Genomic DNA, 22,384 nt, shown 5'->3' with positions numbered 1-22,384 from the left:
GATCACGGGCGCCATGATATTCCACATTACGCACTCTTTAGGATGACTGATGGCCACCTTTGCCCAGGCAATAGCGATGCCGGGGGTGGGGCAGGTTTATTTAATCGCCTCCGGTAGCCGGACTTGCTAATCATGCGATCGCAATGCTAGATCGCCTCCAAGGGGGTAACTGTAGATTTTTGAACAAACTCTCTACATTGTGCCTCCTCCCCCCACGTTCAGGGGGCATCCGGCTGCGATTCCAAGTTTGTGACGTGTAGTCACCAGATTCCAAATTCTAGGGAGATCAAAACCTCTGATCGATCGCCTTGTTCAGACCCCCCCGGAACCGGGGGGCAGGGGGGCACCCAAAAAGTGCTGGGAAAAGGGTAAAAGAGCCAAAGAGCAAAGGGCTAGGATGTCCTCGAAGCAGACAACGCCAACCGAAAACCGAAGACGCTGTGCCGATCGCCCGGATCAAGCCTGACGCGATCCGCCGAACGGCAGTACCTAGGGAAGTCGGTCCAGGAGCCGCCCCGCAGGATACGCCGCGACGAGTCTCCCCCTGTCACCCAAGCACTTCCATCGGTCGGTGCGCCTTGATAGTCTTCGTGCCAAGGATCTAAACACCATTCATATACATTGCCATGCATATCATAGAGGCCAAAATCATTTGCCGGAAATGAGCCCACCTCTGTCGTCGCCGCAGAGCTAAAATTGGCCTGAGACTTTGATAGCGTCTGGCCAAAGAAGTACGGCGTTGTTGTCCCTGCCCGACAGGCATACTCCCACTCCGCTTCGCTCGGCAATCGATACGTCTTTCCCGCCAAGCTCGAAAGCTTTTGGCAAAACTCTACGACCTCATTCCAATTTACCCGCTCCACAGGTCGATTCGCCCCCTTGAAGTTCGATGGATTATTCCCCATCAGCGCCTCATACTGCGCCTGGGTCACTGGGTATTTCCCCATCGCAAAGGCAGGTACCGTCACCTCCCGCTGCGGCCCTTCAGCACTGGTTCGCCCCGCTTCTGATTCTGGCGATCCCATCACAAAAGTTCCCCCCGGAATCATCACCAGATCGAGCGTGACACCATTCCCTAAATCTTCACGGAAAAATTCTGCCGATCGCGTTACTCGCTTACTAACAGACTCACCAAATACTAAAAATTTCTTTTCTGATCTAACCGTCTCAAATGAAAAAGACTGCAAACTCAAGGCCACAGGAGCATTGGTTTGTTGTTTTTTCTGGTTTTCAAGCTCCTGCTGCAAGACCTGAACCCGTTGTCGCTCCGCTTCAAGTTCTCGCCGCCGCCGTCGCTCCTCCGCTTGCCTAATCTCCTGCTGCCGCTGCTGTCCCTCAGCCTCTTGCGGCAAAGCCTCCACCTCTTGGGCCGTTCGCGCCTGATACGCCGCCTCAACGCGATCGCGAATTGGCCGCTCTACCCGCTCCACGTCCTCCGGCTGCAGCCCCCAAGCCGCTCGCATCCGTCCCAACTGCTCCAGCAAATAGCTCGACAGCGGCCATTGCGCCGCCGCCATCTTGCGATATTCCTGCGCGTACTCCGCCAAATGCTGGCGATAGGCCGCTAAACTCGCCTCGGCATTCAGCGCTCCTAACACCGCATCCGCCGTCTGGAACCGCTCCTGAGAACGCATTTTCAGCAACCCATCCATCACGCCCGCTAGTTCCGCACTCACCGGCTGCTGCACACGCTGCCGCCAATTCTCCACCCAGCGATAGCCCTCCTGCAGCATCAGTGGATAGGGCACAATCCCGCTCATCAGCTCAAAGCAGGTCACACCCAAACTATACAGATCGCTCGCTGGCCCAGGATCCACCTGTCCTTCTGTCATCTGCTCAAACGGCGCATACCCTGGGGTGCCTACAATCGTAATTCCCCCCACCCTCGTTAATCCCTGCGAGAGCTGCCGCGACACCCCAAAATCAATCAGCATCAGCTTGCCATCTTGCCTGCGCCGCATGATGTTGGCCGGCTTCAAGTCGCGATGAATCACGCCGCGCTGGTGAATGAAGCTCAAAATTGGCAGCACATCCGCCAAAAGGACTCGAATCTTCGCTTCATCAAACAGCCCTCGCTCCTTTTCCTGCGACAGATCCTCGCCATCAATCAGTTCCTGAACCAGATAAAAGTAGCCTTCATCCTCAAAGTAGGCCATCAAATCCGGGATCTGCGCTTGCCCGCGCATCTGGTAAAGCTGCTGCGCCTCGCGCAAAAACAGCTCAATCACCTTTTTATTTGCCTGGGTACCGTGGGACTCATATTTCAATTGCTTGACCACGCAAGGCTCATCCATCTTGTCGCAGTCCTGGGCTAGATAGGTTTTGCCGAGCCCACCCTCACCCAAGGGTTTCAAAATCCGAAAGCGATTGCGCAGCAGCAGTCGGGTGCCACAACTGAAACAAACCTCAGCCCCATCCCCATTTTCTGGCTTTTCGCAGTTCAGTTTCAGGCAGTACTGCATTAGACCCCAAAATCAACCTATAACAGCCCTAATTCCCCGCGATCATACCAAGTAAACCCTTTAAAGATCTCTTGCTAAAGACGCTCAACCTCAGCAACAACCTCAGCAACAACCTTAGATAGAGTCATCACAAGCGCCAACTCTGTCTCACCTCGGTCTGACGTTTGCAATGCCTTGCAGCAAAGCAGGGAGACTATAGTTCGAAGTAATTGCAAGTTGATCTAGCAACAAAGCTAGCCTATCGTCAGAGATGTCCGGTTGAACCTCAGCAACACGCCAACGAAAATTCGACCCTTGGCCGGTAACAATCTACGGCCTTTTAAGCAACATCCCCTGATTCATCCATCGCCACGATGAACAAAGTTCACCCCTAAGAGCCCACCTTAATCCCTGATCTCCATGGCATTCCCCACAGCCCAAACCCTGGACGGCAAAGCCCTGGCCGCCAAACTCCAGCAGCAGCTCGCCACAACGATCCAGCAGTTGCAGCCCCAGATCGGTCGCCCCCCTGGTCTTGCGGTACTGATGGTGGGGGATAATCCCGCCAGTGCTGCCTACGTGCGCAACAAAGAACGGGCCTGCGAAAAAATTGGCATCGCCTCCTTCGGCCATCACTTCCCCGCCGATGTCTCCCAGGAAACGGTTCATCAAACCATTCTGGAACTCAACCACAACCCCAAGGTTGATGGCATTCTGGTGCAACTGCCCCTGCCCGATCACCTGGACGCAAATGCACTACTGTATGCGATCGCCCCCGATAAAGACGCCGATGGCCTGCACCCGATGAACCTGGGGAGCCTAGTGCGCGGCGAAGCGGGCCTGCGCAGCTGCACCCCCGCCGGATGTATGGAAATCCTCAAAGCCTACGAGATTCCCATCCAGGGCAAAAAGGCCGTGGTCCTGGGTCGCAGCATTCTGGTGGGCAAACCCATCGCGCTGATGCTCCTGGAAGCCAATGCCACCGTCACCATCGCCCATTCTAAAACCGAACAGCTGGCCGAACTCACCCGCACCGCCGATATCCTGGTGGCCGCCATCGGTCGCCCTAACTTTGTCACCGCCGAAATGGTCAAGCCCGGTGCTACGGTCATTGACGTGGGGATTAATCGCATTGAAATGCCCAACGGCAAGGCCAGGCTCGTTGGCGATGTGGAGACCGAAGCCGTGGGCGCGATCGCCAGCCATCTTACCCCCGTGCCCGGCGGCGTTGGCCCCATGACCGTGACCATGCTGCTGAGCAACACCGTCCAGCGCTATGCTCAGCAGATTTAAACCCACCGTCTCTGGCTCCCTGGAATCAAGCCAAAGCATCATACAATAGGGAAGCCCCATGGGGCCTTGCTTACCCCGCCAACTTGCAGCCAGAAATTAGGATGATTTCCGCAGACAGTCTGAACGTAGCGTCTTTCCCCTCAGGAGCTGACGGTATGCCATCGTTTAACTTAAAAGACTACCTTGCCCATCGCCAGGCCCTCGTGGAAGCGAAGCTAAACGAGTCGCTCCCCGTCGCCTATCCCGAGAAAATTTACGAGTCCATGCGCTATTCCCTGCTGGCAGGCGGCAAGCGGCTACGCCCTATTCTTTGCCTTGCCACCTGTGAGCTCCTCGGCGGCACCCTGGAAATGGCCATGCCCACCGCCTGCGCCCTGGAAATGATTCACACCATGTCCTTGATCCATGACGACCTCCCCGCCATGGATAACGACGACTTCCGACGCGGCAAGCCTACCAACCATAAGGTGTACGGCGAAGATATTGCCATCCTAGCGGGGGATGGACTGCTAGCCTACGCCTTTGAGTACCTCACCATCAAAACCCAAAATGTCGATCCCAGACACCTGCTGAAGGTGGTCACCCGCCTAGGTCACGCCGTTTCCGCCGCAGGACTCGTGGGAGGACAGGTGGTTGACCTCGATTGTGAAGGGAAACCCGATGTTACCGTCGAAACCCTGAATTTTATCCATGCCCACAAAACTGGCGCGCTCCTGGAAGCTTCTGTACTCTCCGGTGCCGATCTGGCCGGCGCGAATGAGGAGCAGATCGCTCGCCTCAAAACCTTTGCCCAAAATATTGGGCTGGCCTTCCAAATTATTGACGATATCCTTGATATCACGGCCACCAGCGAAGAGCTGGGGAAGACGGCTGGAAAAGACCTCACGGCCCAAAAGACCACCTATCCTAGCCTTTGGGGATTAGAGGAATCCAAGGTGCAGGCAGACCAGTTAATTACTCAAGCCAAGGCTGCCCTGGATATCTTTGGCTCTCAAGCAGCACCGCTCTTGGCGATCGCGGATTTCATTACAGCTCGGAAGTCTTAAATCGGACCGCCATGCTCGTCAAAACAGTTAGGAATCAAGACAATGCAGGATGTCGAGAACGTTTTAAACAATTGGGTTCTGTTTGCCGCATTGTCCGCTAGCTTAGTTGCCCAAGTTCTCAAGCTGTTGACTGACTACGTCATCCACCGCAAAATCAACTTTCGCATCCTGGTCACCACGGGAGGCATGCCCAGCTCCCATTCCGCGCTGGTAACGGCCCTAGCCGTTGGGGTAGCCCTCAGCCGTGGATGGGAAAGTATTGAATTTGCCATGGCCTCAATCTTTGCGATCATTGTCATGTATGACGCTGCCGGGGTGCGTCAAGCCGCGGGAAAACAGGCACGCATTTTGAACCAGATGATTGATGAACTGTTCCAGGAACATCCAGAATTTAACGAACAACGGCTGAAGGAACTTCTGGGGCACACTCCCATGCAAGTGATTATGGGTTCAGTTTTGGGGGTAATTATTGCCTGGTTGTTTGCACCCTTGGGTCTGAGTGGTTAACCTTTAAGAATAGGAAATTTGTTCCCCCGATCTGCAAACTCCCGGGTTCAAACCCTCTTTTAACGTCAAGCATGACCAGTTCACCCCCTTCCATTCAAACTCGAAAAGCTGATCATATCCGACTCTGTTTGGAGGATCGTGTCCAGTGTCAACAGGTTTCCACGGGGTTAGAGCGCTTTTACTTTCGCCACACTGCGCTTCCAGAGCTGGACTTTCAAGATATTTCGCTGACGACGACCTTTCTGGGGAAACCCCTGCAAGCCCCGCTGCTCATTTCTTCCATGACTGGCGGAACAGCCCTCGCAGAGCAAATTAACCAGCGATTAGCGATCGCGGCCCAGACCTTTGGCATTGCCATGGGGGTCGGGTCTCAGCGAGTCGCCATTGAACATCCAGATGTGCATCGCACCTTTGCGGTGCGATCCCTGGCTCCCGATATTCCACTGTTTGCCAATCTCGGAGCAGTCCAGCTCAACTACGGATACGGTCTAGGGGAATGCCAGCAAGTGGTGGATCTGCTCGAGGCCGATGCCCTGTTTCTGCATCTAAATCCGCTCCAAGAATGTATCCAGAGCCGTGGCGACACCAATTTCCATGGCCTCCTGGGCAAAATTGCCCATCTCTGCCAGAGGCTCTCTGTCCCCGTCATTGTCAAGGAAGTCGGAAACGGTATTTCTGCCCCCCTTGCCCAGCAACTCAAGGAGATTGGAGTCGCAGCCATTGATGTGGCTGGGGCAGGGGGCACCTCTTGGGCCAAGGTGGAAGGCGAGCGCGGCCAGGATCATCGTCAGCAGACCTTGGGACAGACCTTTGCCGAATGGGGAATTCCCACGGCCGATTGCCTGATGGACATTCGTCAGCAGGATACTGAAATTCCCTTGATTGCCTCCGGCGGACTGCGAAACGGTCTGGATGTCGCCAAGGCGATCGCCCTGGGAGCCAACCTGGGCGGCATGGCTACGCCCTTCCTGAAAGCCGCCTATGACTCCGAAGCCGCTCTCCATGGGCTGATTTCGGTGCTTCTGGAGGAGTTGAAAATCACCTTGTTTTGTACAGGCAGCCGAACCATTACGGACCTGCAAACCTCCAAGACCCTGTGCCCCACGGCTTCCGGTGCCCCCGTGACCTGATCGCGCCGGGGTCGGCTGGGGGCCTTTGCGGATCATTGCCGAAAACGCCCTTACTCCTCCCTCTCTCTGCATCTGGCTGTATTCTATTGGGATTCCCCCGCCAGACAGGGTAGGCTTAGGTCAGATTAAAACGGCTGATTGCACCATGTCCTTTGTTGGGTTACATATTCACAGCGACTACAGCATGCTCGATGGCGCGAGCCAGCTCCCAAACCTGGTCGCCAAAGCGGTGGAATTGGGTATGCCCGCGATCGCCCTGACGGATCATGGCGTAATGCATGGTGCTGTGGGTCTGGTTAAAAACTGCCAGGGAAAAAACATTAAGCCCATCATTGGAAACGAGATGTACGTCATCAACGGCGACATCACCAAGCAGGAGCGTCGTCCTCGCTATCACCAGGTGGTACTGGCTAAAAACACCCAGGGCTATCGCAACCTGGTCAAGCTCACCACCCTCTCCCATCTCCACGGGGTCCAGGGCAAAGGGATTTTCTCTCGTCCCTGTATCAATAAGGATCTGCTGGCCCAGTACCATGAAGGCTTAATTGTCACCAGCGCCTGCCTGGGAGGAGAGGTGCCCCAGGCTATTATGCAGGGAAAACCGGACATTGCCCGCCGCATTGCAGGCTGGTACCAGGATCTGTTTGGGGACGATTACTACCTGGAAATTCAAGATCACGGATCCCAGGAAGATCGCGTGGTCAATGTCGATCTGGTGCGGATTGCCCGTGAGCTGGGAATCAAAATTATTGCCACCAACGACTCCCACTTTATCTCCTGCTACGACGTCGAGGCCCACGATGCCCTCCTGTGCATTCAAACCGGCAAACTGGTGACCGAAGACAAGCGCCTGCGCTACAGCGGCACCGAATATCTGAAATCCGCCGCAGAGATGGCCTTACTCTTTCGCGATCACCTGCCCCCGGAGGTAATTGAGGACGCCATCGCCAATACCCTGGAAGTGGCAAACAAAATTGAAACCTATGACTTCTTCCGCGATCCGCAATCCCCAGATTTTGAGGTGCCTGCCGCCCACACCCCCGAATCCTATCTAGAAGAAGTCACCTGGCAGGGACTATTAGATCGCGGCGAAGGCAAATGGCCCACCCGCGATTCCGTCGATCCGGTCTATCAGGAACGCCTGGTGTATGAGCTAAATATGCTCCAGCAGATGGGGTTTTCCACCTACTTTCTAGTGGTGTGGGACTACATCAAATACGCGCGCGACCACAATATCCCGGTGGGTCCAGGTCGAGGGTCGGCAGCCGGATCCCTGGTTGCCTATGCCCTGGGGATTACCAACATTGATCCGGTCCATCATGGCCTCCTGTTTGAGCGCTTCCTGAATCCCGAGCGCAAATCCATGCCGGATATTGATACCGACTTCTGCATCGCCCAGCGCGACAAAATGATTGAATATGTCACCCAGAAGTACGGTGAAGACCGGGTGGCTCAGATCATCACCTTTAACCGCATGACCTCCAAGGCAGTCCTCAAGGACGTGGCGCGGGTGCTGAATATTCCCTACAGCGAATCCGACAAGATGGCAAAACTCATTCCTGTCTCTCGCGGCAAGCCGGCCAAACTGAAGGTGATGATCTCCGATGAAACCCCCGCTCCAGAATTTAAAGAAAAATACGACAGCGATCCCAATGTTAAGCACTGGGTGGATATGGCTATTCGCATTGAGGGCACCAATAAAACCTTTGGGGTCCATGCCGCAGGCGTGGTTATCGCCTCGGAACCCCTCGATCAAATTGTGCCCCTACAACGCAATAACGATGGTTCGGTCATCACTCAATATTTCATGGAGGACCTAGAGTCCCTAGGGCTCCTGAAAATGGACTTTCTGGGGTTAAAGAACCTGACCATGATTCAGAAAGCCACCGATCTTATCAAGGAGAATAAGCACATTGACCTCGATCCCGACGATGTCCCCCTCGATGACCCGGCCACGTTTCAACTCTTAGGTCGCGGTGAGCTGGAGGGCGTCTTTCAACTCGAATCCTCCGGCATGCGCCAAGTTGTTCGGGATCTTAAACCCTCAAATTTAGAGGATATTTCGTCAATTTTAGCTCTCTACCGTCCTGGCCCCCTGGATGCTGGCCTCATTCCCAAATTTATTAACCGCAAGCATGGTCGCGAGGCCATTGACTACCAGCACGAGATCCTTAAACCTATCCTAAATGAAACCTACGGCATCATGGTCTACCAAGAGCAGATCATGAAGATTGCCCAGGATATGGCGGGCTACTCCCTGGGACAGGCGGACCTGCTGCGCCGGGCCATGGGGAAAAAGAAGATGTCGGAGATGCAAAAGCACCGCGCCATCTTTATCGAAGGAGCCGAGAAGAATGGTGTTGCCAAGGCCACAGCCGAAGAGCTGTTTGATCAGATGGTGCTGTTTGCGGAATATTGCCTCAGTGCCGACACCGAACTGCTCACCCTCGAACACGGATGGGTCCGGCTGGGAGACCTTGTGCACCACGAGCTGGACTGCCATGTGTTCTCTGTCACTCCGCAGGGGAACCTACTGGCCCAGCCCATTGCCCAGTGGCACCATCGGGGCGATCGCCACATTTACGAGTATGAACTAGAGGATGGATCCCTTCTACGCGCGACGCCTGATCATCGCTTTATGGTGACCTCAGGGGAAATGCTGCCCATTGATGAAATCTTTGCCCGCGGTCTTTCCCTCCAGCAAATCCCCCAACTCTCAGATGGGGGACTCCCAGCCGCGAGTTAGTCATGCTTGCGCCCCTCATTCCCCCTCTACACCGCTGGCTGAGCGCCCAGCTCCCGCTCTGTCTGTGGGAGGGCGATCCCCGTCGTCCCCAGGTTGCCCTGACCTTTGATGACGGTCCCCATCCCGACTATACGCCGCCCCTGCTGGCGGTCCTGGCTCAATACCAAGTAAAGGCCACCTTTTTCTGGCTTGGAGCCTGGGTCGATCGCCATCCAACCCTGGCCCGCCAGGTGTATGAAGCTGGCCACTGGATTGGACTGCATGGCTATACGCACCGGTCCTTTCTGGGGCAGTCGCCCACCCAGATTCGGCACCAGCTAGAAAGAACCCAGCAGGCAATTGCTCGCGCCTGTGGTGGGGATCCGGCCCAGTTTATTGACGTTCGCCCTCCCTACGGCATCTGCTGGAGGCAGACAACGCAGCAGATCAGGGCTTGGGGCTATCGGCCCTGCATGTGGTCAGTGGTGCCTGTGGATTGGACAACCCCTGGCATTGACTGTGTAGCGCAGCGCGTTCTGAAGCACACCCGCAATGGGTCTATCATTGTGCTCCACGATGGCCCATCAGGAGGAGCACAGGTAGCCCAGAGCACCCAGGCCTTCTTGCCCCACCTGCTAACCCAGGGATTTTCCTGTTTAACCGTGGAGGAATTTTGGCGACAGCAGCGGTGAACGATAGCAACTGTTAATTACTGTGGCCCAGGGAAATTTTATTTCTTATCAAAGAAAAACAGAGCCCTGGCTTGCCGCACTGGGATTACCCACCAAAACACTGGGTTTTCGACCCTTTGTTTTTTAAATTTTGTTGCTCACCCTGTGAAAACACCTCCCGGCGATCCGATTCGAATTTACGCCGTTAAAGACCTGTCCTACCCACGAATCCGCGGAATGTCAACTCTGCCCATTCATAAAAGTTTGCGCCATAATGTCTGAGAAGGTGCCGCAAAACCAAGGCTTTTATCTAGAAGACTTCGGTGGGTCAGGCTCCAACTCGCTGTCTAACCTTATAGAATGCAAGATAGAGCTGAACGCCTATCAGTGAACGTTATATCTTGAACGGAAAGCCAAGGTTTGATTCCAATCTCGGAATCGGCGGCTGGCGTTAGACAGCTTGCGTCCGTACGATCATTGGTCCAGGTTAAAAGCCGATGATCTCAAGCATCTTTTTACTGTTGCTCACTAGGGAGTATGAGGAATCCGGCATGACCCAAGCCAATAATTTACTGGAGGCCATCCAGCCACAAGAGAGTGAACTCGACTCTCTGTTAACGGATAGCAAGTCCAATGCTGTCGCCACTGTATCCGATGCAGAAGGCGAGGAGGACAAGGCTGCTGGTAAAACCCGTACCACTAAACGCCGTGGGCAAGCCAAGAAAAAACACTACACCGAAGATTCCATCCGCCTTTACCTGCAAGAGATCGGGCGAATTCGCTTGCTGCGCGCTGACGAAGAAATTGAACTGGCTCGCAAGATTGCTGAGCTGCTAGAGTTTGAGCGCGTCCAGGACGAGCTTTATGATCAGCTCGACCGTGAGCCAAATTTAGAGGAGTGGGCTGCGGCTGTCAATATTCCAGCACAGGAATTTCGCATTCGCCTTCATCGGGGACGACGCGCTAAGGATAAGATGGTGCAGTCCAATCTGCGCTTGGTGGTTTCCATTGCCAAGAAATACATGAATCGCGGCCTCTCGTTTCAAGATCTCATCCAAGAGGGCAGCCTCGGATTAATTCGGGCAGCGGAAAAGTTTGATCATGAAAAGGGCTACAAGTTTTCCACCTATGCCACCTGGTGGATTCGTCAAGCCATTACCCGCGCGATCGCGGATCAGTCGCGCACCATTCGTCTCCCCGTCCACCTGTACGAAACTATTTCCCGGATTAAGAAAACCACCAAGCTGCTTTCCCAGGAAATGGGACGCAAGCCAACGGAAGAGGAGATCGCCACTCGCATGGAAATGACCATCGAGAAGCTCCGCTTTATTGCCAAGTCTGCCCAGCTTCCCATCTCTCTGGAAACTCCCATCGGCAAGGAGGAGGATTCCCGGCTTGGAGACTTTATTGAGTCCGACGGAGAAACCCCTGAAGATCAGGTGTCTAAAAGCCTGCTGCGCGAAGATTTGGAAAGCGTCCTGGACACCCTGAGCCCTCGAGAGCGAGATGTCTTGAAGCTGCGCTATGGTCTAGATGATGGCCGCATGAAGACCCTGGAAGAAATTGGCCAAATTTTCAACGTGACGCGCGAGCGCATTCGTCAAATTGAAGCGAAGGCCCTGCGAAAGCTGCGTCACCCCAACAGCAATAGTGTCTTGAAAGAATACATTCGTTGAGCCTTCCCACTGCTCAGCCGACTGGAGCGGTTAGGTCCCCAAAGTGCTATCCAACGCCGTCCAATTCTGGGCGGCGTTGGACGATCAATGCTTTAATAGCAACGAGATGGAGGTCAAATCCTTGGCTTGCTCACCGTTGATCCCTTGCTGCCATGTTTATCCTATCCTGGGCTCTTTTTCTAACTGCTAGCTACCTTCGCCCCAGAACCGAAGCGGATTTATCCTATATCGCAGCAGCTATTGAGGTGCTGAGCGGCTTGCTGTGCCTTCTGCAATCGCCCTGGCAATTACAAGTCTGTCTTCTACTGGTCTTTGTGATCAACCGCGCCTCCAGCAAGCATCACCGTCATCTTGCCCCCTTGACGCAGCAAAAGGTGGTGACCCTTGATGTGCAAGCCGAAGCGGTGGAGGCTACCCCCTGGATTCCCGTCAATTCTCCAACTCAGGGGTTACCTCAGGCTCAATTGGAACCTGTGGCAGAGCATACTGTTGCTTCCTTGTCAGTTCAGCAAGGTTCCCAGCCAGCCCCAAAGGCCTCCCGCCAGGATATGGCCACAATCGTCTACAAATATCGCGGTATTTCTTACCAAAAGCCCGCATCTTAGCGATGGCGCCCTGGAGATCGCCGACTGTCGCGGGTTTCCTGCCAGGCGGTGCCAACTCCCTGCAAAATTCCGCGCCCGATTAAACCAATGCCTCGACCCACAACCTGAGTCAAAAGATAAACCACGCCTCGACCCACCCAGGTCACGGTCGCCCGCAGGGGAGGAGCGATCGCATCTCTGGCTTCCAAGGCCAGGGTGACCAGCAGCGGAACGCCCCGCAGCTGACGCAATTCTTCATCTCGGGGACTGTAGAGATCTTGATCTCGAATGCCACTTTCACTGAGCACCAAAAGCGGGACCTGACTTTCAAAGATATATTTCGGCTCCGTGAATAGGGACTGCATCCGATATTTCCAAGCCAGGGCATTGCGAAATCGCTCAATCTCACGGGTGGAAATCCAGCGAGGGTCGAAAAAGTTTTGCTTCACATACTCGGAGGTTCCAAATTGATTCAGGAGGGGCGCAACCACTGCATTGGCTAGACGCAGAATCCAATTTTCCAGGAGGGCCTGGGCCTGGGCCAATGCCTCTGGAGATCCCATGGGCAGTTGGCGGGTCTCAACAAGCAGCGGTACTTGAAAGAGTAGATGGGCCAGCAGTTCCAGCACCATCGGAATGCGATCTAGCAACACCGCTTCCACCTGAGTCAAACTTTCCAGCAACTGCGGCACCAGTGGCACCTGCTCGCGACGGGTCAACGGTGCATTCCCCTGAGGCAGGATTGCATATTTCCCGTAGAAATCAGCAACCGCCTGTTGCCACAGTTCTCGAAGGATACGCGATCGCTGCAGGGCCAGCTGCTCCGGGGTCACTTGGGAGTAGCGGAGATCCTCCAAGGCCTCTTCAATTCCCCGCAAAATAATAACCAGCAGCTCCTGTCGCTTAGACAGCATCAGTATGTCCACCTCTAGTGGCTCAGAGGTCAGATTTAGGAGAGCGCCAGTAAGTTTTGCCACAACATTTGATATCAGCGTATTTTTAGTTTTTTGGAACTGATTTTCAGAGATTAATCTTTTTTCTCCCATTCTATCTATGGATAGATCCAGTTCAGACTCAGGGTTTCCCATTGTCTGTGGCGGCAGGATGATTCCCTCCCCCTGTAGCGACTCCCTCCCACGCAGATCCGCCGCCCCCGTCAGCGGCTCTCCCGATCGACTCGTGGGCCAGTCCCATAGCTCCGCCGTCCGGTCAACGGGTGGCGGCGTCCCCAACATCTGTTGCATCCACCAGCGGGCAGCTTTCATTTCTCGAAAACGCCCCTCCAGGACGAGTCGTTCCCACACGCCCAACCCAGGTCCAGCCAAAAGCTGATCGAGATCAGCCAGTTCCCGGTTAATCTCGCGAAGACCCCTGTTTCCCGTACGTATCCAAGCTTGACGCAGGATCCCGGCAGGCCGTTGTGCCGATCGCTGCGATTGATCCGCACGAGATAGGGGAATCCGCTGCAGAAGCCGCACGTCCCAGACAGACTGGCCCAGCGTCATTTGACACATTGCCTCCACCAGAGCCATCGGACTGGCATCTTTGAGCCAGCAACCCGCCACTCCAAGCTGCCAGAGGTCCCCCAGCAGTTGGTCATCGATATGGGTGAGTAAGACACAAATGGGTAAGGTCGGATAGCGCGATTGCAGCAACTGGGGCAGCCCTAAATAGCTTGAAGCCGCCCCCTGTCGCACATCAATGGCCCAAACCAGAAGATCCACAGGGACTGTGTTCCCATTGCCAGAAAGTGCCTCTAGACGCCCTGGCACCTCGCTGGCTCGTCCAAACTCAGCGACAACTTGCAGTTCAGGTGCTGAATCTAGACAGGTTTTCAGGCCCAGTCGAAAGGTCACATCTCGATCAACCAGCATGATGCGAATGGGCAGCGGAACAGAAGCTTCAGAAACGGATCGCGGCATTCAACACACAGGCCAGTAGACAGGACAGGATCGGCTTTTTGAGATTGCTATATAGTGTAAGGAAAATTACGCCCTCTCCAAAAACTACACCATAGACTTTCAATTGGAGCATTCAGCATTCAGGCATTTTCGTGTTTCTCCCCTCTCTATCGCCCCTTAATCTGAGATAAAAGCACCTGTGGTTCCCCTGCGCGATAACAACCCCACTCATATTGTTCCAGTTGTCACCTACGGTCTCATTGGCCTCAATGTTTTGGCGTTTATTTATGAGTTAAGCCTGACTGGCGAGGAATTGAATAGTTTCTTCCAGGTCTGGGCCGTAGTTCCTCAGCTTCTTACCCGTAGTTTCCAGGGCTTACCCACTGGACTCCCCTTCCCTGCCTGGATTACCCTGATCACCTCCCAATTCCTCCACGGCGGGTTCCTCCACATCGCCGGGAATATGCTTTTTTTATGGATTTTTGGCAACAATGTTGAGGATAAGCTGGGCCACTTAAAATTCATTGTGTTCTATTTGACCTGTGGCGTTCTGGCAGGACTCGCTCAGTGGTACTTTAGTGCGCTTTCTACCACCCCTTCTCTGGGCGCGAGCGGTGCCATTGCTGGCGTGATGGGAGCCTATATCCTCCGATTCCCTCAGGCAGAAATTACCACCCTCATTCCCCTTGGTTTTCTATTCTGGACGGCGCGAGTCCCGGCCATTTTCTTTTTGGGATTCTGGTTTATTCAGCAGGCCTTTTATAGCGTTGCCAGTCTTGAGGTCACCACCAATGTTGGCATGTCTGGGGGGGGCATTGCCTACTGGGCACATGCTGGCGGTTTTGTTTTTGGTGCGGTCCTTGGCCCCCTGCTGGGTCTGTTTTCAGACCATCGACGATCGCGCGATTGACCGGTCTGTAATAGTTTTAAGTTTTTTAATTAAGCCGAAGCCTCTCCATCGTTTATGAACCTCTCCAAAATTCCCACGCTCTTGGCACAACTCCAGAGCTCCGATGCCGATCTTCGCAATCAAGCCACCGAGTCGCTGTGGGAAACCTGGTTTTGGCAAAAAGGATTAACAGGGATGGAACAACTCCAGCGCAGCCAGTCCCATCTGGACAGGGGTGACTTTAAAGCCGCCGAAGCGATTCTCAATGATCTGATTGACATTCACCCAGATTTTGCTGAGGCCTGGAATCGGCGCGCTGTCCTTCACTATCTAAGACAAGACTTTCAGCAAGCCATTGAGGACTGCAAAGCCACCCTTGCTCTCGTTCCCTATCATTTTGGAGCGCTCCATGGTCTGGGGCTTTCCTACGCGGCAACTGGAAACATCCCAGCGGCCATTCAGGCCTTTCAAAGCGCTTTAGAAATACAACCCCACGCCTTAATTAACCAAAAGCTGCTCTTGGAGTGTATGGCACAGCTCTAGGGGGAACCAGGCTAGGATGCTGTCGCGTCTAAGAGCACGGCAGCCTTCGCTTCAAATCCTTGGGATTTGAGAGCCTGAACCGTTGCCTGTTCATCTTCAACGCGAAACTGAATTCCTAGACGCACCAGCTGGGACTGGTTCTGCGCCACAATTTTTGCCACAACGGCCACTTTTCCGGAGTGATCCCCCGCTTGGCTTCGCAGAATTTCCTTAAGTTGCTGCTGTTTTTGAATGTTTGCTGCCTCTAGGGCCGGGATTTCCACCATCACTAGCCGCACATCTTCAATGGGTTCGGCATCTTCAACAATCACTTGCAGCTGTTCATCTCGACGATCCACCTTTCCCCAAATCATCAAGCGCCGATCCGTTTCGATGTAGTGCCCAATTCGCTCAAATACCCTGGGAAAGATCACGGCTTCTGTCTTACCCGTCAAATCTTCCAGCTGCACAATAGCCATGCGATCCCCTTTTTTAGTCACGATGGGTTTAATCTCTGTAATTAGAACGATCGCGCTCAGGGTGACTCCCTCCGGCACCTCCTCAAGATTAGCCAAACCCATAGGCGCCATGAGTTTCCCCGGTCTCTCAACTTCTCGCAGCGGATGATTCGAGATATAAAACCCCAGGAGTTCCTTTTCTAGCTTGAGCTTTTCAGGTTCTGGAAAATCTTCCACAGGAGGCGCCTTTGGCGCAGATTCATAGGACCCCTGGGGGGATCTGGCTCCCGTTTGCGTGCCAAGATCAAACAGATTTCCCTGCCCCACCGCCCGGTCCTTTGCTCGAGACTGTGCCCAGTCCAGCACCAAATCCAAATCGTGAATGAGTTGATTCCGATTGGCCTCTAATACGTCTAGCGCACCGCTGTGTATCAGTGCCTCAAGGGCGCGGCGATTCACAATACGCGGATCCACGCGATCGCACAGCTCAGCCAAGGAATGAAACGGTCCTTCCTGTTCCCGAGACAGCAAAATCGCCTCAATGGCGCCTAACCCAACATTTCGAACCGCAGATAATCCAAACAAAATCCGGTCGTCGGTGGGGGTAAAATCCACCCCTGAACGATTGACATCTGGCGATTCCACCTCAATTCCCATGCTCAGGCAGGTTGCGATATATTTCTGAATCTTGTCCTGGTCTCCGCTATTAGCCGTCAAGAGGGCTGCCATATATTCAACGGGAAAATTGGCCTTTAAATAGGCGGTTTGATAAGTCACATATCCATAGGCGGTGGAGTGAGACTTATTAAAACAATTGGCCGCAACCCATCCTCCGCGCACCAGAAAATTATGAAGTACCGGAACACCAATATCGTAGACCGGCTGCTGACCGAGGGATCGTCGACAGATAATTTTCACAGATCGTTTCTGTCCTACAGTTTGAAATTTACAAAAGCCTGAACGCCGCAGGAAAAACAAGGTCCCAAGCACCGGTTTCAGGCTTGGGGAAGCCGGAGACTATCGAATTCCTAGCCAGGAGAAAAAATCCTGGCCTGTGAATAGTTCGATGGAGATCAACCCTAAAATTGCGAGCATCGCAAACCGACCGTTGATGACTTCCGCATAAGGATTCCAGCCGAATGAAGGCGTCGCCAACTCATCGTGGGGTTCTAGAGGACTATCTTGGGCAGACAGTTCAGGGATCACAGGCAGCTCAGACATGGGGAAACCTCGGCATAGATTTTCTCTCACCTATCCTATCGCTTAGGATCCAGAAAATGGACTGGCGTTTTGGAGCGATCAGAATCATCCCCGTTCCCACACCTCCAACCTCGTTAATGGGGCTAGGGGCCAATCTCCATGCCGGATAACCCGCCTCTCCTGCCCCTTGCTTCATGCTCTCTCCAGATTCAGGAGGGGAATTGCGAACAAGGATAAACTCTGTAAGGTCCGTGTAATCTCAATCTGCTGGGCGATCTTCTGTTCCACCCAAAATATAGCGACCAACAAAAAATCGTCAAACTCAATTCTTGACGAAGCGGTCAACTAATCCTAACGCCTTCAGATCCAACAGGTTAATCATTCAGAAAAATCGCATTTTGTTCGAATTGTATCAAGCGTTTTCAATAAAAATATTCTCAGCTTTCTAGAGTTTGATACACTGTGGTTTGGGAATCATAAGTTGAAAGTCTGAGTGGATCAGCCTCTTTATGAACTTCCATTTTACTCAGTATATTTGCCTAAAACAGGAATCGATCGTTCATGACTGCTGAAGAAAAACCAAAGCTAACGGGTAAAGCGTTAATCAATAAAGTTAAAGAGTTAAGTCACCTATCTCGCCGTGAAAAGGCTCGGGAATGTGGGTACTATGCCGTCACAAAAGATAATGGGATTCGCGTCAATATAGGAGAATTTTTAAATGCCGTTATTGAGGCAAACGGGATAACCCTCAACCCGGAGTCAGGTAAAGACGGGAGGGGGCGGGAGGCCACCTACCGCGTCAGCGTCCATAAAAACGGCCAGATTGTCATCGGCTCGACCTATACCCAAGAGATGAACCTGGCACCGGGCGATGAATTTGAGATTAAGCTGGGGTACAAGCACATCCACCTCATTCAGGTGGGTGCGGAAGAGTAGGGGAAATCAGGAGGGCGAGCTTGCAGTAAGTACACGGGGTTTAGGGGCTGAAATCGTGTCAAATGAGCAACGGGCACCGACCGCGACAGCTGAACCTGTAAAATTCGAACCGGCCACTGATTCTGGCGACACCACTGGCTGGCCTGACTGAGGTGCTCGAGGGTGGCAATTGCCAACACCATTCGCCCGTCGTGGCTAAGCCGATCCGCAACGCACCGTAGAATCTCAGTCAAGGCCTGACCGCTGCCGCCAATAAACACCCGATCCGGCTTGGGGAGATTGCGCAACACCTCAGGAGCCGGCCCCTGAATACAGTGCAGGTTTTCAATCCCAAAGCGCCGGGCATTTTGGCGGATCAGCATCGCTCCCGCAGCGCTTTTTTCAATGGCATAGACCTGACCTGAGCCGAGAGTACGCGCCACCTCCACCGACAGCGATCCCGTTCCCGCCCCAATATCCCAGAAAATTTGCTGTGCTTGCAGCTCTAGCTCCCCTACAGCCAATAGCCGCACTTCGCGTTTGGTCATTAAACCAGGACGATCTGCAAAGCTCAAAAATTGATGATCTGGGATGCCCAATAGGGGCAAGTTCTCACCAGAAACAGCCTCTCCTTGGCGTAGCAAAATAACCACAGACAGTGCAGCATAGGCCCCCGTTAATCCAGGGGATATCTCCAATGGCCGAACGATTTCCTCTGCCGATCCCAAGTTTTCACAGACCCAACCTTGATAGCACACGGGAGTCTCTAAAGATGCGATAAATGCCGCAACTGCGGAGGGAGAATGAACTGGATCTGTTAGAATGGCAATTTTCTGCCGTCCCTGCTGAATTGCGTTTGCCAGTTCCTCAAAGGATCGTCCATGCACGCTGACAAAGCAGGCATCCTGCCAAGGAATCTTGAGACGACTAAAGGCTAGCTGCACCGAGGTCAGCGCCGGGTAAAAGCTTAACTGATCAGCGGAAAAAAAGCTTAAAAGCAATCGGCCCAACCCAAAAAACAAGGGATCTCCGGTGGTCAAAATGACCGCTGTTCGAGTGGAGTGGAGCTGAAGATAGGTCTTTAGCCGCGACAATACCTCTGATAAATCGCCAAAACACCATTGCTCCGCAGCAACATCTGGAAAGTTGGCAAGGTGACGCTTGCTCCCAATGAGTAAGTCTGCCTGCTGGATCAGCACCTGCAGCCTTGGAGATAAATCTTCGCGGCCAGCCAGGCCAAGTCCAACCACATGGATAAGAGTCATTGCCAGATTAGCGCGACTGTTCATTCCAGGCCAGGTGGAGCAACGCATTGATCACCGCAGCGGCCACCGCCGATCCACCCTTTCGTCCTTCAATCCGAATTTGCTCCACTGGCGTCTGGGCCAGGCATTGTTTTGATTCCAGCACCGAAACAAATCCCACCGGGGCTCCAATGACCACCGCTGGCAGCCCTCCGGACGCTGACTGGAGCTGATGACACAGACTCAGCAGAGCAGTGGGGGCATTCCCAATCGCATAAACAGCATCGGGATACTGGCCATAGGTCTGTAAAATTCCGGTTTCTGAACGGGTTCGCCCCGGTAGCGGGGTTTGCACCCCGGCAATCGCATTAATGATTGGGTTTTTGAAGGTGGCTTGAACCATGGTGCGAATTCCCTGGGCCACCATACTGACATCCGTCACAATAGGGGTTCCTGAGCTTAGAGCCGCAATGGCCTGAGAAATTGCAAATTGACTGAAATGCGTGAGATGCTTAAACTCAAAGTCTCCGGTACTGTGAATAATTCGCTGCACTACCCTGTATTCCGCTGCACTAAAATGGTGATCGCCAAATTCACGATCAATGATCGCAAAGCTTTGCTGAACAATCGGATGCAGTTGCAATAGTTTCGCCCTAAGCCTGTCTTCAACGCGCTCAAACGCCTCAGTCTATCCTACCTTGTCTCCCTCCCGTCGCCACGCTGCATAGATCTAGAACCCCATTGATTAACGCCATGCCGGTTTCCGTATTTTGGGGAGCTGATGAATTTCGTCTCCATCAGGCCGTTGAGTCCCTATGCCGTCAGGCCCTAGATCCCAACTGGAAAACCTTCAACTTTGACACCATTGAAGAGAACAAAAGTGGTGATGGAGTTACCGCCTATATTCAGGGACTGAACCAAGCCGTCACCCCCCCCTTAGGGAACGGTGGGCGCGTCGTGTGGCTGGTGAATCCTCCACTTTCGCAACAGGCTTCGGACTTTCTGGGGGAACTGGAACGGACGCTGCCCGTTCTCCGAGACGACGTTCACTTACTGCTAACCTGCTCAAGCAAGCCTGATGGTCGCAGCAAAATCTTTAAGCTCTTGCAGAAATATGCACAAATCAAAGAATTCTCTCCGATTCCCCTTTGGCAGACCGATTCGCTTGCGCAACTGGTCCAAGACAGTGCTAAAGCCGTCCATATCCCCCTTTCCTCTGAAATAGTCGACTACCTGGTGGAGGCGCTGGGAAATGACACCCGTCAACTGCACAATGCACTTCAGAAAATTCAGCTCTTCATAGCTTCTAGGATCAGCCCTCACCCTAGCTCCACAATTTCCCTAGAAGAGGTCAAGGATTTAGTTCCTAGCTCTGCCCAATCCAGCCTAGAGCTGGCAAACTCACTCCGAGATGGAGATGTGGAGACATCCCTCCTCGTTTTAGAATCGCTCCTGAGCCATAACGAACCAGCGCTTCGGATTATCGCCACCCTCGTTCGTCAGTTTCGGACCTGGACTTGGATAAAAGCATTGGAGGCCAGGGGAGAGCGAGAAAATACAGTTATTGCCAAGGCAGCTGAAATCCAGAATCCCAAACGCCTATATTTCTTACGTCGCGAAATCCAACACTTAAGCGTACGGCAGTTAAAGCTGAGCTTGATCCGGCTACACCAACTTGAACTAAACCTCAAGCAAGGTGCCCCGACCCAAAGTACCTTCCAAACCGCCGTGATTGAGGTGGCAATTCAATGCCAATAGGTCTCAATTGCACTTTCAAGAGAGCCTACTGGTCCTGGCTCTCTCAAAAACCTAGTGGCCCATTGGAACTTTTATGGCAGAAAGCAAATCAATTTAAATACACATCAGACAGCAGTGACCACTGTCTGACAAGACTTGTTTGGGGTATGCACATTTATGACCAGGGCACTGAACACCAGCCATCATCAAAACTCTCCACTGAAACCCTGGATTAAAGCGCTATTGATCAGCAGTTTCAGTCTATCTGGCCTCCTCTCAGGCGTTATCCCTTCTTTATCCTTTTCCCGACATCAAACTCAACTTACCTTTTCTCAGCAAGCATATGCACAGAGTTTTACAAACGATATCGTTTGGCGATATGCGGCGGCGGTTCTAGAAATTGACCCCATTCGAGAACAACTCTTGGATGAGGTAAAGCGTATTATGGGTAGCAGCAAACCTCCCCAGGTTTGCAACCAAAGCAACCTTCCCTCTTCAGTCGAGAGTATCTGCGATCGCTATAAAAGTCAGTCTGCAAACATCCTCAATAAGTATCAAGTTCTCGGGGTTTACAACTCAATCACCTCAAGAATCCAAACTGACAGCAATCTCAGAAATCGGATCATCACTGCCATGAAATGCCAGCAGCAAGGCCTCTCTTTTCCAAGCTGCTTTTAAAGAACAGGAGGGAGAAAGCAAAATAAAAGGAAGTGAACAACATTTTTCACTTCCTTTTATTTAAAAACACCCTGGCATCGAGCTATTTTCACAGGGGGCTGCCCCCCAACTATCGTCGCCGCTGTCACGTTTCACATCCGAGTTCGGGATGGGTCGGAGTGGGACCATGACGCCATTGACACCAGGAATCTTTTCGGATTCCTTCTCTCTTTCCAGAACCCTGAAGGCTGCATAGCTAGTCTTTATCGAAAGTCTCGCTCTGGTTTTTACTCACAAACACCAAGTCATCTGTTGCAATGATTGAGGTCAAGCCCTCGGTCTATTAGTACGCCTCGGCTTCATACATTACTGCACTTCCACCTGACGCCTATCAACGGGTCGTCTTCCCGTGACCTTACTGGCCTATCGCCATGAGAGTACTCATCTTGAGGTGGGCTTCCCACTTAGATGCTTTCAGCGGTTATCCTCTCCACACTTGGCTACCCAGCGTTTACCGTTGGCACGATAACTGGTACACCAGCGGTGCGTTCCTCCCGGTCCTCTCGTACTAAGGAGGAGTCCTCTCAATACTCTTACGCCTACACCGGATATGGACCGAACTGTCTCACGACGTTCTGAACCCAGCTCACGTACCGCTTTAATGGGCGAACAGCCCAACCCTTGGGACCTACTTCAGCCCCAGGTTGCGATGAGCCGACATCGAGGTGCCAAACCTCCCCGTCGATGTGAACTCTTGGGGGAGATCAGCCTGTTATCCCTAGAGTAAC

General features: G+C 53.2%; 19 protein-coding genes and 2 rRNA genes. 13 read left to right on the top strand and 8 right to left on the bottom strand.

Features of this window, described 5'->3' with window-relative positions:
- Positions 1-392: 392 nt before the first annotated feature.
- Positions 393-2,462, bottom strand: coding sequence for a bifunctional serine/threonine-protein kinase/formylglycine-generating enzyme family protein (locus QQ91_RS15690; RefSeq protein ID WP_201277138.1), 2,070 nt, complete (start codon positions 2,460-2,462; stop codon positions 393-395).
- A 399-nt stretch (positions 2,463-2,861) separates the two neighbouring features.
- Between QQ91_RS15690 and folD the strand changes: the two genes are divergently transcribed.
- From folD to QQ91_RS15650, 8 genes are all read left to right on the top strand, one after another.
- Positions 2,862-3,734 carry a bifunctional methylenetetrahydrofolate dehydrogenase/methenyltetrahydrofolate cyclohydrolase FolD gene (gene folD / locus QQ91_RS15685; RefSeq protein WP_166275999.1) on the top strand — a complete coding sequence of 291 codons (873 nt, stop codon included), beginning with the start codon at positions 2,862-2,864 and terminating at the stop codon, positions 3,732-3,734.
- Between the two features lie 155 nt (positions 3,735-3,889).
- Positions 3,890-4,780, top strand: coding sequence for a geranylgeranyl diphosphate synthase CrtE (gene crtE, locus QQ91_RS15680; RefSeq protein WP_236095914.1), 891 nt, complete (start codon positions 3,890-3,892; stop codon positions 4,778-4,780).
- Positions 4,781-4,822: 42 nt separating this feature from the next.
- The gene (locus QQ91_RS15675) at positions 4,823-5,287 is read left to right on the top strand and encodes a divergent PAP2 family protein (RefSeq protein WP_166275995.1); all 465 of its coding nucleotides are present in this window, start codon (positions 4,823-4,825) and stop codon (positions 5,285-5,287) included.
- 71 nt (positions 5,288-5,358) lie between these two features.
- Positions 5,359-6,417, top strand: a complete 1,059-nt coding sequence (fni, locus tag QQ91_RS15670) for a type 2 isopentenyl-diphosphate Delta-isomerase (protein WP_166275993.1) — start codon at positions 5,359-5,361, stop codon at positions 6,415-6,417.
- Between the two features lie 145 nt (positions 6,418-6,562).
- Entirely contained in the window at positions 6,563-9,163 is a 2,601-nt protein-coding gene (locus QQ91_RS15665) for a DNA polymerase III subunit alpha (RefSeq protein ID WP_166275991.1), read from the top strand.
- A gap of 2 nt (positions 9,164-9,165) precedes the next feature.
- Entirely contained in the window at positions 9,166-9,834 is a 669-nt protein-coding gene (locus QQ91_RS15660) for a polysaccharide deacetylase family protein (RefSeq protein ID WP_166275989.1), read from the top strand.
- A gap of 530 nt (positions 9,835-10,364) precedes the next feature.
- Positions 10,365-11,489 carry an RNA polymerase sigma factor RpoD gene (rpoD, locus tag QQ91_RS15655; protein WP_166276262.1) on the top strand — a complete coding sequence of 375 codons (1,125 nt, stop codon included), beginning with the start codon at positions 10,365-10,367 and terminating at the stop codon, positions 11,487-11,489.
- A gap of 152 nt (positions 11,490-11,641) precedes the next feature.
- On the top strand, positions 11,642-12,094 hold the full coding sequence (locus QQ91_RS15650; RefSeq protein WP_166275987.1) for a hypothetical protein: 453 nt from the start codon (positions 11,642-11,644) through the stop codon (positions 12,092-12,094).
- Here the strand turns inward: QQ91_RS15650 and QQ91_RS15645 are convergent.
- Positions 12,091-13,995, bottom strand: a complete 1,905-nt coding sequence (locus QQ91_RS15645) for a DUF3685 domain-containing protein (RefSeq protein WP_166275985.1) — start codon at positions 13,993-13,995, stop codon at positions 12,091-12,093. The genes QQ91_RS15650 and QQ91_RS15645 overlap by 4 nt on opposite strands.
- A gap of 178 nt (positions 13,996-14,173) precedes the next feature.
- Here QQ91_RS15645 and QQ91_RS15640 point away from each other — a divergent pair, with 178 nt between their 5' ends.
- Positions 14,174-14,884, top strand: coding sequence for a rhomboid family intramembrane serine protease (locus tag QQ91_RS15640; RefSeq protein ID WP_166275983.1), 711 nt, complete (start codon positions 14,174-14,176; stop codon positions 14,882-14,884).
- Between the two features lie 54 nt (positions 14,885-14,938).
- The gene (locus QQ91_RS15635) at positions 14,939-15,406 is read left to right on the top strand and encodes a tetratricopeptide repeat protein (RefSeq protein ID WP_166275981.1); all 468 of its coding nucleotides are present in this window, start codon (positions 14,939-14,941) and stop codon (positions 15,404-15,406) included.
- Between the two features lie 11 nt (positions 15,407-15,417).
- On the opposite strand, the gene QQ91_RS15630 is transcribed toward QQ91_RS15635, so the two are convergent.
- Together QQ91_RS15630 and QQ91_RS15625 are read right to left on the bottom strand one after the other, a co-directional pair.
- Positions 15,418-16,761 (bottom strand): helix-hairpin-helix domain-containing protein, encoded by a 1,344-nt coding sequence (locus QQ91_RS15630; protein ID WP_166275979.1) that lies wholly within the window; start codon positions 16,759-16,761, stop codon positions 15,418-15,420.
- A 99-nt stretch (positions 16,762-16,860) separates the two neighbouring features.
- A complete protein-coding gene (locus QQ91_RS15625; protein ID WP_166275977.1) occupies positions 16,861-17,064 on the bottom strand; it encodes a CAB/ELIP/HLIP family chlorophyll-binding protein in 204 nt (67 codons plus the stop codon).
- Positions 17,065-17,604: 540 nt separating this feature from the next.
- Between QQ91_RS15625 and QQ91_RS15620 the strand changes: the two genes are divergently transcribed.
- Positions 17,605-17,979 (top strand): AbrB/MazE/SpoVT family DNA-binding domain-containing protein, encoded by a 375-nt coding sequence (locus QQ91_RS15620; protein ID WP_166275975.1) that lies wholly within the window; start codon positions 17,605-17,607, stop codon positions 17,977-17,979.
- On the opposite strand, the gene cbiE is transcribed toward QQ91_RS15620, so the two are convergent.
- Complete coding sequence (gene cbiE, locus QQ91_RS15615) at positions 17,958-19,223, bottom strand: precorrin-6y C5,15-methyltransferase (decarboxylating) subunit CbiE (protein WP_166275973.1); 1,266 nt, start codon at positions 19,221-19,223, stop codon at positions 17,958-17,960. The two genes, QQ91_RS15620 and cbiE, sit on opposite strands and share 22 nt — an antisense overlap.
- A gap of 7 nt (positions 19,224-19,230) precedes the next feature.
- Positions 19,231-19,845 (bottom strand): precorrin-8X methylmutase, encoded by a 615-nt coding sequence (locus tag QQ91_RS15610; protein WP_166275971.1) that lies wholly within the window; start codon positions 19,843-19,845, stop codon positions 19,231-19,233.
- Between the two features lie 110 nt (positions 19,846-19,955).
- Here QQ91_RS15610 and holA point away from each other — a divergent pair, with 110 nt between their 5' ends.
- Entirely contained in the window at positions 19,956-20,960 is a 1,005-nt protein-coding gene (gene holA / locus QQ91_RS15605; protein WP_166275969.1) for a DNA polymerase III subunit delta, read from the top strand.
- Positions 20,961-21,116: 156 nt separating this feature from the next.
- A complete protein-coding gene (locus QQ91_RS21860; RefSeq protein WP_166275967.1) occupies positions 21,117-21,617 on the top strand; it encodes a DUF4168 domain-containing protein in 501 nt (166 codons plus the stop codon).
- 69 nt (positions 21,618-21,686) lie between these two features.
- Here the strand turns inward: QQ91_RS21860 and rrf are convergent.
- Positions 21,687-21,803, bottom strand: a 5S ribosomal RNA gene (gene rrf, locus QQ91_RS15600).
- Between the two features lie 116 nt (positions 21,804-21,919).
- Positions 21,920-22,384 (bottom strand): 23S ribosomal RNA (locus tag QQ91_RS15595); the annotation flags it as partial.

This window comes from Lyngbya confervoides BDU141951, from assembly GCF_000817775.3.
Lineage (GTDB): Bacteria > Cyanobacteriota > Cyanobacteriia > Thermosynechococcales > Thermosynechococcaceae > Lyngbya > Lyngbya confervoides.
The sequence above is the reverse complement of the archived record's forward strand: the minus strand, read 5'-3'. Positions and strand labels throughout refer to the sequence as shown.

Bases quoted from the DNA above. Each gene is read 5' to 3' on its own strand.
- QQ91_RS15650 (WP_166275987.1), top strand. From the start codon at position 11,642: ATGTTTATCCTATCCTGGGCTCTTTTTCTAACTGCTAGCTACCTTCGC.
- QQ91_RS15690 (WP_201277138.1), bottom strand. From the start codon at position 2,462: ATGCAGTACTGCCTGAAACTGAACTGCGAAAAGCCAGAAAATGGGGAT.
- QQ91_RS15675 (WP_166275995.1), top strand. From the start codon at position 4,823: ATGCAGGATGTCGAGAACGTTTTAAACAATTGGGTTCTGTTTGCCGCA.
- QQ91_RS21860 (WP_166275967.1), top strand. From the start codon at position 21,117: ATGACCAGGGCACTGAACACCAGCCATCATCAAAACTCTCCACTGAAA.
- QQ91_RS15620 (WP_166275975.1), top strand. From the start codon at position 17,605: ATGACTGCTGAAGAAAAACCAAAGCTAACGGGTAAAGCGTTAATCAAT.
- QQ91_RS15665 (WP_166275991.1), top strand. From the start codon at position 6,563: ATGTCCTTTGTTGGGTTACATATTCACAGCGACTACAGCATGCTCGAT.
- QQ91_RS15660 (WP_166275989.1), top strand. From the start codon at position 9,166: ATGCTTGCGCCCCTCATTCCCCCTCTACACCGCTGGCTGAGCGCCCAG.
- rpoD (WP_166276262.1), top strand. From the start codon at position 10,365: ATGACCCAAGCCAATAATTTACTGGAGGCCATCCAGCCACAAGAGAGT.
- QQ91_RS15645 (WP_166275985.1), bottom strand. From the start codon at position 13,995: ATGCCGCGATCCGTTTCTGAAGCTTCTGTTCCGCTGCCCATTCGCATC.
- folD (WP_166275999.1), top strand. From the start codon at position 2,862: ATGGCATTCCCCACAGCCCAAACCCTGGACGGCAAAGCCCTGGCCGCC.
- holA (WP_166275969.1), top strand. From the start codon at position 19,956: ATGCCGGTTTCCGTATTTTGGGGAGCTGATGAATTTCGTCTCCATCAG.
- QQ91_RS15635 (WP_166275981.1), top strand. From the start codon at position 14,939: ATGAACCTCTCCAAAATTCCCACGCTCTTGGCACAACTCCAGAGCTCC.
- crtE (WP_236095914.1), top strand. From the start codon at position 3,890: ATGCCATCGTTTAACTTAAAAGACTACCTTGCCCATCGCCAGGCCCTC.
- fni (WP_166275993.1), top strand. From the start codon at position 5,359: ATGACCAGTTCACCCCCTTCCATTCAAACTCGAAAAGCTGATCATATC.
- cbiE (WP_166275973.1), bottom strand. From the start codon at position 19,223: ATGACTCTTATCCATGTGGTTGGACTTGGCCTGGCTGGCCGCGAAGAT.
- QQ91_RS15625 (WP_166275977.1), bottom strand. From the start codon at position 17,064: ATGTCTGAGCTGCCTGTGATCCCTGAACTGTCTGCCCAAGATAGTCCT.